Raw genomic sequence first — 12368 nt, 5'->3', positions numbered from 1 at the left:
GGGATCAAGGCGGTCAAGGGCATCGACCTGAACATTCAGCCGGGCGAGCTGGTCACGCTCATCGGCGCGAACGGTGCGGGCAAGACGACCACGATGAAGGCGATCACGGGCTTGCTGCCGTGGGCCGACGGCGACATCGAGTATCTGGGCAAGTCGATTCGCGGGGTGAAGGCGTTCGATCTGCTCAAGCAGGGCCTGGCGATGGTGCCGGAAGGTCGCGGCATCTTCACGCGCATGACCATCCTCGAGAACATGCAGATGGGGGCGTATCTGCGCAACGACAACGCGGGGATCAAGCAGGACGTCGACAAGATGTTCGGCATTTTCCCGCGCTTGAAGGAGCGCCGCGACCAGCTCGCGGGCACGCTCTCGGGCGGTGAGCAGCAGATGCTGGCGATGGCGCGTGCGCTGATGAGCCAGCCCAAGCTGTTACTGCTCGACGAGCCGTCGATGGGCCTCTCGCCGATCATGGTCGAGAAGATCTTCGAGGTGGTGCGTACGGTGTCGGCCGAAGGCGTGACGGTGCTGCTCGTGGAGCAGAACGCGCGTCTGGCGCTGCAAGCCGCGCACCGTGGCTATGTGATGGACAGTGGCCTTGTCACCATGACCGGTGACGCGAAGGACATGCTCGACGATCCGAAGGTGCGCGCCGCGTATCTCGGGGAGTGACTCGGCATGTGACTCGCGATGTGACTCGGCATGTGAGCTCGAACGCACGCAAGTGCGTCGATAGACGCGCAATCGTGTCCTGATCCCGTCCTGAGCAAAAGGGCGCCGGAAGCCAATTCCGGCGCCCTTTGTGCATGTTGGCCAAGACGCTGACGAGCCAACACCCGGCGTGCCTCCTGTCCGTCTTCGTCGCACCCAACAGTCACTACGACGCCCCCGCCGCGAGCGGCAGACGCTTGCCGAGGCTCACGACATCGTCGGCGGCGTAGCCGTGCGCGTTGTAGAACGCGAGCGCTTCGCGCGAGCGCGTGAGCACCTGCAGATTGAGCTTGAGGCAACCGCGTTCGGACAGTGCGGCCTCCGCATGGCGCAGTAGTGCACTTGCCACGCCGCGACGGCGTAACGCCGACGCGACCGCCAGCGAATAGACCCAGCCGCGATGCCCGTCGTATCCGGCCATCACCGTCCCCACGATCTTGCGCTCGCGCACCGCGACAAAGAACAGGCCGTCGTGCATGGCGACTTTGTTGGCAATCGAGCGACGCGGCTCGCGATGCGGCTTGTCCGCGCGATTGTACTCCGGAAACGCCTCGCGCCAGAGCGCGATCACCGCCTCGGTGTCCGTGTCGTCGAAAGTGCGAATATGAATGTCGGCGGGCAGGCGAATCATGGTGCTTCCTGTGGGTTCGTGCGGCTCGTGTAAATGTCGGGCCGGTGGATTTGCATCATCTTGTTCACAGGCCCCAGCGGCTCGAACCCATAACGGGCGTAGAGACTGGCGGCATCGGTGGTGGCGAGCAGGAAACGGCGTAACCCCTGCAGGGACGGGTGCGCGAGCACGTTCTCGCACAGACGTTTGCCGATACCGAGCCCGCGCATCGACGGGTCGACGAAGACGTCTGCCAGATAGGCGAACGTGGCGCGATCGGTGATCACACGTGCGAAGCCCACCTGGCGCGCCGCGCCGCCCTCGACCTGCGTCGCGTAGGCGCCGAAGCACAGCGAATGGCTGATGGCGCGCATGAGCGTATTGCGCGGAATGTCCTGCGCCCAGTGCGTTTGCGTTGAGAGCGCATGGTGGATGAAACCGATGTCGAGCCGTGCCGGATCGGATGAAATTTCGACGATGGCTTCGGCTGGCGCTGTCGGCTGCCCCGGATTCAGATCGTTCATCGATGGGTTCTCCTCTGAAATGTCCGACGTGCTCGCCCCTGCGAAAACCGGGCGAGCATCGACGCACGTGATGTGTTTTTCTATGGACCTTGCTGACCGTGCTGACCTTGCTGACTACGCCTGTCTGGCGAGCAGCGTGTCGAGCATGGCGAGCATCTGATCGATTTCCTCCCGGCTCACGTTCAGCGCGGGCATGAAGCGCAACAGGTTCGGGCGCGCCGAATTGAGCAGCAATCCGTCCGGCGCCATGTCGCGGGCCGCTTCGACCAATTGCGGGCCGATGTCGCGACCAAGCAGCAAGGCGCGTAGCAGCCCCGCGCCACGCTCGCCCTGACCGCCGTAGCGCGACGACAGATGTTGCAACCCTGCGCTCAGATAGTCGGCCTGCGCCCGCACGAATTCGAGGAACCCAGGCGAGCTGACCGTACGCATCACCGCAAGGCCGACCGCGCACATCAGCGGGTTGCCGTTGTAGGTGCCGCCCTGATCGCCTGGCTGGAAGACGGCGAACTCGTCGCCGCAGAGCATGGCCGCGAGCGGCACACCTCCGCCAATGCCTTTGCCGAGCGTCATGATGTCGGGAACGATGCCGTTTTGCTGATGCGAGAACATCGTCCCCGTGCGTCCACAGCCCGTTTGCACTTCATCCACGATCATCAGGAGTTCGTGCTTTTTGGTGAGTTCGCGAAGCGCTTTCATGAACGCGTCCGTGGCGGGCACCACGCCGGCTTCGCCCTGAATCGGTTCGAGCATCACGGCAACGGTATCAGGGCCGATAAGCGCTTCGACCGACGCGATATCGTTCATTTCGGCCTTCGGGAAACCCGGCACTTGCGGCGCGAAGATCTTGTCCCAGCCCGGCTTGCCGCTCGCGGACATCGTGGCGAGCGTACGACCATGGAAGGCGTTGTTGAACGTGATGATCTCGTAGCGTGCGCCGCCGGCCGGATTCGGGTGCAATTGCCCCCATTTGCGCGCGAGCTTGATGGCGCTTTCGTTAGCCTCGGCGCCGCTGTTGGCAAAGAAGACCTTGCCGAGGCCCGAGAGCTTCGCGAGCAGGTCGGCCAGCTCGATCATCGGCAGGTTGTAGTACGCCGGGCTAGGGTTGAGCAGCAAGGACCCTTGTGTGGCGAGCGCGTCGCGCATGACCGGATGACAGTGACCGAGGCTGTTGACGGCCCAGCCCTGAATGAAGTCGAGATATCGCTTGCCTTCGTGGTCGTACAGCCAGCCGCCCTTGCCGTGGGTGAACACGAGTTCGGGGCGCGTAGTGATGGGCAGCAAGGCTTGCGTGGGGTACTCGGCGAACTTGGCGTTGCGAGCGACCTTGGGCGCGTTGGACGGCTGTGCGGCGGACGATGGGGCAAGCGACATGACGGTCTCCGAAGGGCTGTGTGAGAAGAGACGAGGAAATAAAAAAAGCCACGGGGGTTGCCCGTGGCTTCGCTGTGCTTGAGAACTTGCGTTGTTATCGCAGTCGATAGCGTGCCGCGCGGCATCCCGGTTGGGGCAGCGTACGGCGACGTCGGATCGAGGCGATGGCAATCAGGTTCATGTCGGCAAGCATAAGACGGTGACGCGGCGCTTGTCAAAGGGAATGCAGGGACTGTGGTTTGCATGCATCTTTTGCGCATCCCCTGAACGCTTCACGGACAGCGCTCACGTCACGGCGTCACGATGTCATGGCAGCGTTACGCCCCGCCGCCGGGGTTATCGGCCTCCGTCGTGAAGGCGTCTGCGAAGAACGCGTCTTCCGGCAACCGGTGATGGGCGACGAAATCGCGGCGAGCCGACTCGACCATGACCGGCGCACCGCATGCGTAGACCTCGTAGCCCGACAGGTCCGGCAGATCCTCGGCCACGGCGCGGTGCACGAAGCCCGTGCGACCCTGCCACTGATCTTCGGGCGCCGCCTCCGAGAGTACCGGCACGAACTTGAAGCCGGGAATCTCGCGTGCCCATTGTTCGGCCTGATCGCGCAGGTAGATGTCCTTGAGCGCACGCGCGCCCCAGTAGAGCGTCATCGGTCGGTTCAGGCCCTTGTGCACCGCGTGCTCGACGATGGCCTTGATCGGGGCGAAACCGGTGCCCGAGGCCAGCAGCACGATCGGCTTGTCGGAATCTTCACGCAGGAAGAACGTGCCGAGCGGCCCTTCGAAGCGCAGGATTTCACGCGCCTTCATGTGATTGAACACGTGGTCCGTGAACACGCCGCCGGGCATGTGACGCAGATGCAGTTCCAGGAAGCCTTCCTCGTGCGGCGCAGTGGCCATGGAATAGCTGCGGCGGCGACCGTCCTTGAGGATGAATTCGATGTATTGCCCGGCGAGGTATTGGAAGCGTTCGTTGGCGGGCAGTTGCAGGCGCATCACGATGACGTCGTCGGCGCGGCGCTCCAGGGCGTTCACGCGGCAAGGCAGACGCTTGACGGGAATGTCGCCGATGCCCTTGACCTCGCGCGACTCGACGACGAGGTCGCCTTTGGTGTGGGCGCAGCAAAGCAGTGCGAAGCCGCGGGTTTCCTCGTCCTTGGAGAGGGCCGAGCTGGAGTGCGCGCCGTGTTCGACGGTGCCTTCGACGAGCTTGGCCTTGCATGACCCGCAACCGCCGTTCTTGCACCCGTAGGGCAGACCGATGCCCTGACGCAGCGCGGCGGAGAGCACGGCCTCGCCGTCTTCGACCTGGAACTCGCGCCCGCTCGGCACGAGGGTAACGTTGTAAGCCATACTACAATCCGAAAAATGAAAAAACCGTCCAAATCCTTCGGTCGTCCGCGCCTGTTGATCGTGGGCTGCGGCGACGTCGGCATGCGTGCCCTGCCGGCCCTCGTCAAACGCTTTCGCGTTTTCGCCGTGACCGCCAGCGACGCGCGTCATGCTGCCTTGCGCGCTGCGGGCGCGGTGCCTGTCGTCGCCAATCTGGACGAGGCGAAGCGCCTGCATCGTATCGGCCATCTGGCCCCGCGCGTGCTGCATCTGGCGCCGCCTGCGGCGGTCGCCGGCAATGGCAGCCAGGACTGGCGAACCCGCCGTTTGCGCGCGGCACTGACCCGGCCATCCAAACCCGATATTGTACCCGAGGGGGGGCGGGCGGCCCTGTCACGGCTGCCCGTCGCGCCGCGCCGGATTCTCGTCTACGCGAGCACCAGCGGCGTTTATGGCGACTGCGGCGGCGCGTATGTGGACGAGACCCGCACGCCCTCGCCCCGTTCGCCGCGCGGCCAGCGCCGCGTCGATGCCGAACGGACGGTGCGCTCGTTGGGCAGAGCGTCGTTCCATGCGCGCAGCGCGCGCCGACTGCTGCGGGCGGGCGCTGCGCGTGCGCGTACGCCGGGCGCACTGGCGGCCGCCGGCGCGCGAGCCTCGTGGCGCAGTGCCGAGCACGCCCGCGCGCCATGGCGGGTATCCATCGTTCGCATTCCGGGAATTTATGCCGGGCAGCGCTTGCCGCTGGCGCGTTTGCGCAAGGGCACCCCCGCGTTGCAGGCGTCGGACGACGTCTACACCAACCATATCCATGCCGACGACCTCGCAGCGATCCTGATTCGTGCGATGTGGCGCGGCAAGGCGCAGCGCATCGTGCATGCAAGCGACGACACCGACTGGCGCATGGGGGAATACTTCGACCATGTCGCCGACGCTTTCGGGCTGCCACGCCCCCCGCGCATCTCGCGCGAGGAGGCGGCGCGTGTGCTGGAGCCGACGCTGCTGTCCTTCATGTCCGAGTCGCGACGTCTGGCGAACACCCGACTCAAGCGCGAACTCGGCTATCGGCTGATGTATCCCGATGTGGCTGCGCTGCTGGCGTCGCTGGCGCCACCGACGCCACCGACGCCACCTACGCGACCGACGCAGAGCGATCAGGCGGACGTTGCCGCCCCGGCTGGCGCGGCCGCGGCGATACCTTCGCCGAATGTGCCATCGAACGCATCATCGAACGGGACTGCCTGAGCCGTCGGGGCTGACCGGGCCGTCGTTCCCCAAAGTCCCTCCCAGCGCCTTGACGAGCGAGAGCGTCGCGTCGATCTGATCGAGCCGCGATTGTGCAGCGTTGCGGCGTGCCTGACGCGCGAGCCGTTGCGAGTCGAGCCAGCTTTGCAGGTCGATGTCGCCGGCGCGATATCGCGCACCCGAGAGCGTTGCGGCGCGCTGTGCGAGCGAGGCGGCGCTGGCAAGTGAAGCATATTGCGCCGTCGTGCGCTCGCGCGTGGACAAGGCGTCTTCGACTTCCGTCAGCGCCGTGAGAAGCGTGCTGCGAAACATGACGACGGATTGTTCGTAATCGTTGCGTGCGAGGGCCGTGGTAAAGCGTGCCGTCTGCACCTGGAGAAACGGCATGGCAATCGATGCGGCCAGCGTGCCCACCGGATTGGCGAGCAGGCGCGTGAGCGAATCGCTGCTGGTCGCCGCCATGCCGGTCAGGGTGAGCGACGGATAGAACGACAGACGCGCTGCATCGACATCGGCCAGGCGCGCACGCACGCGCGTCTCGGCGGCCGCCAGGTCGGGGCGCTGCGCGAGCAGCGACGCCGGCAGGCCGGGCGCCACTTCGGGTAATCGCACCGCCGCGAGCGACTCGCTTTCCGCGAAACGCGTTTGTGCGGGACTCCCCAACGCGTTTGCCAGCGCGTGCCGCGCGATATCGCGAAGTCGCTCCCACTGCGCGAGCGCCCCGGCGAGGGCATCGCGGTCCTGCTGCGCCTGCACCGGATCGAGCGCCGAGACGGCGCCTGCGCGCCGACGCGCCTCCACCAGCGCCACGGCGCGCTCCGCGGCGACGAGATCTTCCGTCGCACTGCGAACGTTCTCGTTCAGAAACGCCACCCGCCAGTAGAGCGACGCCACTTGGCTCGACAGCGTCAGTGCGGCTGCGCGCCGCTCCCATGCACTGGCGGCGGCTTGCCAGTCGGCGGCGTCGCGTTGCGCAGCCAGCTTGTTCCACAGATCGACTTCGTAGCTGATGCCCAGACTGGCGCCTGAGGTCGTGCGCGTTTGCCCGTCGTAGGCGAGCGCGGCCTTTCCGCCGTCGAGGGCGCGCGACTTCGCCCCCGTGATATTGCCGGCGAATTGCGGCCAGCGATTGGCGCCCGTCAGGCCGGCCTGGAGCGCGTCGCGATCCGCTTGCAGTGCCTTGAGTGCGAGCGCGGGGTTGCCTGCAAGGGCCTGCGAGATGAGCGCATCGAGTCGCGGGTCGTGAAAGGCGCGCCACCAGGGTTGAAGCGCCGCATCCTCCCCGACGGCGACTGGCGCCTCCTGTGTGCCGTCGATGGGGGTACGGAACTGGGCGGGAACCGGCAAGGGCGCACGCGCATAGTCCGTGCGCGTGAGCGCGCATCCCGAGAGCACAACGGCGGCGGCCGCCGCGCTCAGGGCGGGGGCACATCCGCGCAGCATGGTGTCGGTGAACCTCGCCAGACGTGAAATAGGGGGGAAGAGCGGGACCGACGCAAAGCGCGCCAGTCGAGGGCGGCGCGGGTCTTGGCCGTATCTTGGGAGCGGTAGAAAGCGGGTCATCGAATCTGTGAAAAAGACCCCCGCGCGCGACACCGAATCGCGCGCGGGGTATAAATGCCGTCCCGAGCCTGAGGGGGGCGCTGCGGGACGGCGGGGGGCAAATCATTCGCGTGCCAGGGCATCGACCGGATCGAGCCGCGCGGCGCTGCGCGCAGGCAACCAGCCGCTGAGCATGCCGATCGCGCAGGCGCAGGCCACGGCAGCGGCAAACGTGTTGGCGGAGAACACCACGGCCACTTGCGGTATGAGCGTCGACACCAGCCAGCCGATGGCATACGACAAGGCAACCCCGATCGCACCGCCCATCAGACACACGAGCACCGCCTCGATGAGGAACTGCCGGAGGATGTCCTGACGCCGTGCGCCGATAGCACGACGAATCCCGATTTCGCGAGTGCGTTCCGTGACCGACACCAGCATGATGTTCATTACGCCGATGCCACCGACCACGAGCGAGATCAGGGCGACGAACGAAAGCAGCAACGTGAGCATCTGGCTGGTACGCGAGATGGACTTCACGATCGTGTCCATGTTGAACGTGAAGAAATCCTTCTGGCCGTGGGCACGCGTGAGTACACGAACGATCCCCGCTTCGGCGGCCGCAGGGGGATGCCCGTCCAGAATGCGCACGGTGATCGATTCCAGATGCTGCTGGCCGGCCAGTCTGCTTGCGACCGTTGTCCAAGGCACGTACACATTGAGAGTCCGGCTCACGAACATCGACGAACGGTCGCGCACCACGCCGATGACCCGCAACGGCAATGACCCGGCGAGCACGATCTTGCCGATCGGATCGCCGCCGTTGGGCATCAGTTTTCTGAGCGTGTTCTCGCCGAGCAGTGCGACCTGCGCCTGACGCGCGACCTCGCTCGCATCGAAGCTTCGACCGCGCGCCAGTTTCAGACCGTTGGCGCGCAGAAATTCCGCGCCTTCGCCGTGGATCTGCGCGTCGGTGTCGATGCGTCCGAAGCGCATGCGCGCCGTGCGCGGGCCGATTTGCGGCGTCACGCTGTCCGTGTAAGGTTGCGCGGCGAGCAACGTGGCGTCACGCGGCAAGAGCGTACGGATCTCCGTCGCCTTGTCGTCGTTGAAATCCTTGCCGCGCAATACCGTGATCGTGTTGGGGGCGATGTTGCCGATGTCGTCGAGCACGCGTCGTTTCGTGCCTTCGCCGATGGCCGAGAGCGAGACCACCGAGGTAATGCCGATGATGATGCCCAGCATCGTCAGGCCGGTGCGTAGCCGATGCGAAGCGAGCGCGTGCCACGCCATCGCGAGACTCTCGGAGAACGTTGGCCAGCCGGTGATCCAGCGCGTGAGCCACGGGCGTTGTGAGGACGGTGACGATGCGTTCGCTGTCGTCGGCGGGCTGTACGAGGACGACGGATTGCCGTCGTCCTCATCTTCCTCACTGCCCTCATTGCCCTCATGGCCTCCATCATCCCCATCATCCCCATCATTCGGTCCGACATCGGCAGTCGATTCGACGACACGCGGCGTGTCGTTGATGCGATCGCCCTTGACGCGCCCGTCGGAAATCTCGATGACTCGTTGCGCCCATGCGGCCACGCCCGGGTCGTGCGTGACGAGAATGATCGTGTGTCCGCGCGCATGCAACTCGCGCAGAATGTGCATCACCTCCCGCCCGCTGCGGCTATCGAGCGCGCCGGTCGGCTCGTCGGCGAGGATGATGTCCCCGCCGTTCATCAGCGCGCGGGCGATGCTCACGCGCTGTTGCTGCCCGCCGGACATCTGCGAAGGTCGATGCAGGCGATGCTTGCCGAGCCCCAGGCGTTCGAGCAATGCGGCCGAGCGCGACGCGCGATTCGACCGGGTGACACCGGCGTAGACCGCCGGGACTTCCACGTTTGCCTGTGCGGTGAGATGCCCCATCAGGTGATAGCGCTGGAAGATGAAGCCGAAGTACTCGCGGCGCAGCTTTGCCAGCGCATCGTCGGACAGCAAGGCCACGTCGTGGCCGTCAATCTCGTAACGTCCTTCGGTGGCGCGGTCGAGACAGCCGAGCACGTTCATCAGCGTCGACTTGCCGGAGCCGGACGGCCCCATGATCGCGACCATCTCGCCACGCCGGATCGTCAGATCGACGTTGCGAAGCACCGTCACTGCGCCAACACCTTCCCCGAACGTGCGAGAGATGCCGGACAGGCGCAGCAGGGGCGTGGATGCGGCCGTCACAGCAGTGTTCCCGTGTCGTTGGCGCCGTGCGGCGGCGCATCGGTCGGGTCGGCAGTCACGACGCGATCGCCTTCGGACAGGCCGTCCAGCGCTTGCGCGGTGAGGCGATTATCCAGCCCGACCTTGACCCAGCGCGTGTGCGCATGGCCGCCAGCGTCGAGCACGCGAACGCGATAGCGGCCGTCGGCGCGCTTCTCGCCGAGGGCGACCGAGGGAAAGGTGAGGGCATTCGACATCCGGGCGCTCACGATCGACACTTGCGCCGTCATGTCCGGACGCAATACACCGTCCGGATTGGGCACGTCGAAAAGCGCATTGAAGAAGATCGCGTTATTGATCTTTTCCGGCGACGGCTGAATTACGCGAAGCTTTGCCTCGTAGCGCTTCTCGGGGGCGCCCAGAATCGTGAAATACACCGGCTGACCGGCACGGATGCGAACGACGTCGGCTTCGGAGACCTGCGCGCGGATCGTCATCATGGAGAGATCCGCGACCTTCAGAATGGTCGGGATCTGATAGATCGCCGTCACCGTCTGCCCTTCCTGTGTGGTGATCGCGGTCACCGTGCCGTTGATCGGGGAGGTGATCCGCGTATAGGACAGATTCGTGCGTGCCTTGTCGACCTTGACCTTTTGTTGGCTGATCTGCGAGTCGAGTGACGCGAGTTCCGCGGTGAGGGCTTCGGCTTCGGTGCGGGCCTTTTCGAGGTCGCGCGGCGACGTCGCGTCATCGCGCGCCAGTTGGCGCTGGCGCGCGAGTTCGCGCTCGGCCTGGGTCTGGCGAATGGACTTGGCGCGACGGTCGGCGGCGAGCGTGGTGAGCCCGGCACTGGCTTCGCGCAAGTCGTTCTCGCTGGAGGTCGGATCGATCTCGGCGAGCAATTGGCCTTTCGACACGGTATCCCCGAGCACCACCTTCAGGGAGCGGAGTTGCCCGTTCGCCTGAGAGCCGACTTCGACTTGCTTGATGGGTTGCAGCACGCCGGTCGCGAGCACGGCGTCTTCCAGATCGCTGCGCGAGACCTTGGCGAAGAGATAGGCGGGCGGCTTGGGATGGGCCCATTGCCACGCGCTGAGTCCGCTGAGCAAGCCGACGGCGAGGAAAGCGGCAAGCGCGCCGATTTTGCGACGACGGGTACGAAACAAGGACTGAAGCAAGGATCGAAGCTGGGTCCGAAGCCGGGAGAAGAAAAGCGTCATGGATCGAAAAGCGTGCCAAAGGCGGCGCCATACGGAATGTGAAGCGGAATGTGAAGCGGAATGTGAAGCGATGCTAAACAAAGGGTGCGCGACAAACTGTTTTCAGTTGTTGGGACTTTGTGAACAGAGATGACGGGCGAGCACGGTTGTGCTGCGGCAGGAGCGGGGCCGGTAAGGGCTGGCCGGTAGGGGCGTAGGAAATGTGGAGACGCCGCCCCGCGCGCAACGAGCGTGGTGTTCGGGAGTCCGGCATCTCGCAAAGGCTTGCAGCATAAGGGCCAGCGCCTACCGGACGGTGGGGCCGGGGCGCCGACGCAGGCTCTGCACAGTGTGAAGATTGCATGGGGTGCGTGCGTGCGCCGAGGCGGGCGACCTGTCGGAGTCAAGCCGCCCGTGGTCGGTGGCTCTCGCTAAATTGGCTATAATTTCGCCAAATGTCGCCCAACGTCGACGAAATCTTGATTTTCGAGCGTTGGCGGGAGCCGCGATGTCAGTGGCGCATCTCGGTGCGCCTTACCAATCCTTTCTGAAATAAGGATTGGACGCCATTCTGTTGGATGCTTCGGTCAACGGTGCACTGGACGGGCGCGCAAACTGCGAGCTATCTCGTCACAGAGGAGCACAACGCATGGCTATCACTATTGGTTCGCCGGAGGCGGCGGCACATCGGGCCTGGCGCTTGCCGGGGCAAGGGTCGGCTGCCACGATCGGCACGCACCGTGCGCAATCCGCCGCGGATCGCTATTCCAACGCGCTGCGCTCGCTGTCCAGCACACCACAGACACCCGCTGTGACGCAGGACGATGCCGTGAAACTGTCGCAAAGCGCGACCGCACCGCGCGAAACTTAAATTACCGAGAAATCTTCATGAGTCTGCATGTTCTTCTGGTCGACGACGATCCTGTCGTTCGCGACCTGCTGCGCGAATTGCTGCACGCCAATGGCATGCAGGTCTCGGTGCTGCACAACGGTGCCTCGCTGATGCGCCGGCTCGAACTCGAACGTCCGTCCGTCATCTTGCTCGACATCATGATGCCCGAGCGCGATGGCCTGCGGGCGTTACAGGATTTGCGCGCTGCGGGCGACGATATCCCCGTGATCATGTTGTCCGCGCGCGGTGGGCCGCTCGACCGTGCGCTGGGCCTGGAACTGGGGGCCGACGACTACCTTGCCAAGCCGTTCGATCCGCGAGAATTGCTCGCGCGCATTCACGCCGTGCTGCGTCGTCGCGGGCCTGTCGCTGCGAGCGCGCCGGACGCCCGTGCACCGTATCGTTTCGGTCCGTTCGAACTCGACTACTCGTTGCGCACCCTTCAGCGCGAAGGCGAACGTCTGCCGCTTCGCGATACCGAATTTGCCATGCTCAAGGCGTTCACGCAGCATCCCATGCAGGTGCTGCCGCGCGTGAAGCTTCACGCCATGCTCTATGGCGACGGCATTACCTTTCGCGACCGCAGCCTCGACGTTCCGGTGTGGCGCCTGCGTCGCCTCATCGAGACCGATCCGTCCGAACCGCGCTATATCCAGACGATTCGTGGCAAGGGGTACGTGTTCGTGCCGGGCGGTGAAATCTCGGAGGGCGCGACGTCCGACGCGCGCGAGCGCACCGGCAGTATAG

General features: G+C 65.2%; 10 protein-coding genes and 1 pseudogene. 4 read left to right on the top strand and 7 right to left on the bottom strand.

From position 1 onward, the window contains the following. On the top strand, positions 1-669 hold a 669-nt coding region (locus PCA31118_RS20595), incomplete at its 5' end, for an ABC transporter ATP-binding protein (protein ID WP_150626915.1). 205 nt (positions 670-874) lie between these two features. Here PCA31118_RS20595 and PCA31118_RS20590 read toward each other — a convergent pair. The 4 genes from PCA31118_RS20590 to PCA31118_RS20575 all read right to left on the bottom strand — a co-directional run bounded on the left by PCA31118_RS20590 (position 875) and on the right by PCA31118_RS20575 (position 4568). Then, on the bottom strand, positions 875-1339 hold the full coding sequence (locus PCA31118_RS20590) for a GNAT family acetyltransferase (protein ID WP_150626914.1): 465 nt from the start codon (positions 1337-1339) through the stop codon (positions 875-877). Further along, entirely contained in the window at positions 1336-1842 is a 507-nt protein-coding gene (locus PCA31118_RS20585) for a GNAT family N-acetyltransferase (RefSeq protein WP_150626913.1), read from the bottom strand. Before PCA31118_RS20585 ends, PCA31118_RS20590 begins: the two co-directional genes overlap by 4 nt. A 114-nt stretch (positions 1843-1956) precedes the next feature. Beyond that, positions 1957-3216, bottom strand: coding sequence for an acetylornithine transaminase (locus PCA31118_RS20580; RefSeq protein ID WP_150626912.1), 1260 nt, complete (start codon positions 3214-3216; stop codon positions 1957-1959). 317 nt (positions 3217-3533) lie between these two features. Further along, positions 3534-4568: a CDP-6-deoxy-delta-3,4-glucoseen reductase gene (locus tag PCA31118_RS20575; protein WP_150626911.1), complete on the bottom strand. Its 1035-nt coding sequence runs from the start codon at positions 4566-4568 to the stop codon at positions 3534-3536. A 15-nt stretch (positions 4569-4583) separates the two neighbouring features. Between PCA31118_RS20575 and PCA31118_RS20570 the strand changes: the two genes are divergently transcribed. Further along, positions 4584-5792, top strand: coding sequence for a Rossmann-fold NAD(P)-binding domain-containing protein (locus tag PCA31118_RS20570; RefSeq protein ID WP_246190348.1), 1209 nt, complete (start codon positions 4584-4586; stop codon positions 5790-5792). Here PCA31118_RS20570 and PCA31118_RS20565 read toward each other — a convergent pair. From PCA31118_RS20565 to macA, 3 genes are all read right to left on the bottom strand, one after another. Beyond that, complete coding sequence (locus PCA31118_RS20565; protein ID WP_174990548.1) at positions 5772-7235, bottom strand: efflux transporter outer membrane subunit; 1464 nt, start codon at positions 7233-7235, stop codon at positions 5772-5774. The genes PCA31118_RS20570 and PCA31118_RS20565 overlap by 21 nt on opposite strands. Positions 7236-7457: 222 nt before the next feature. Further along, the gene (locus tag PCA31118_RS20560; protein ID WP_150626909.1) at positions 7458-9551 is read right to left on the bottom strand and encodes a MacB family efflux pump subunit; all 2094 of its coding nucleotides are present in this window, start codon (positions 9549-9551) and stop codon (positions 7458-7460) included. Then, a complete protein-coding gene (gene macA / locus PCA31118_RS20555) occupies positions 9548-10696 on the bottom strand; it encodes a macrolide transporter subunit MacA (RefSeq protein ID WP_217431288.1) in 1149 nt (382 codons plus the stop codon). The genes PCA31118_RS20560 and macA overlap by 4 nt, the downstream gene beginning before the upstream one ends. A gap of 682 nt (positions 10697-11378) precedes the next feature. On the opposite strand from macA, the gene PCA31118_RS20550 reads away from it, so the two are divergent. Together PCA31118_RS20550 and PCA31118_RS20545 are read left to right on the top strand one after the other, a co-directional pair. Further along, positions 11379-11600 (top strand): hypothetical protein, encoded by a 222-nt coding sequence (locus tag PCA31118_RS20550; protein WP_150626907.1) that lies wholly within the window; start codon positions 11379-11381, stop codon positions 11598-11600. Positions 11601-11617: 17 nt separating this feature from the next. Then, positions 11618-12346: pseudogene (locus PCA31118_RS20545) on the top strand (response regulator); the annotation flags it as partial. Between the last annotated feature and the right edge of the window lie 22 nt (positions 12347-12368).

Origin of the sequence: Pandoraea captiosa (assembly GCF_902459775.1) — a bacterium.
Lineage (GTDB): Bacteria > Pseudomonadota > Gammaproteobacteria > Burkholderiales > Burkholderiaceae > Pandoraea > Pandoraea captiosa.
This window is presented reverse-complemented; position numbering and strand designations above follow the sequence as displayed.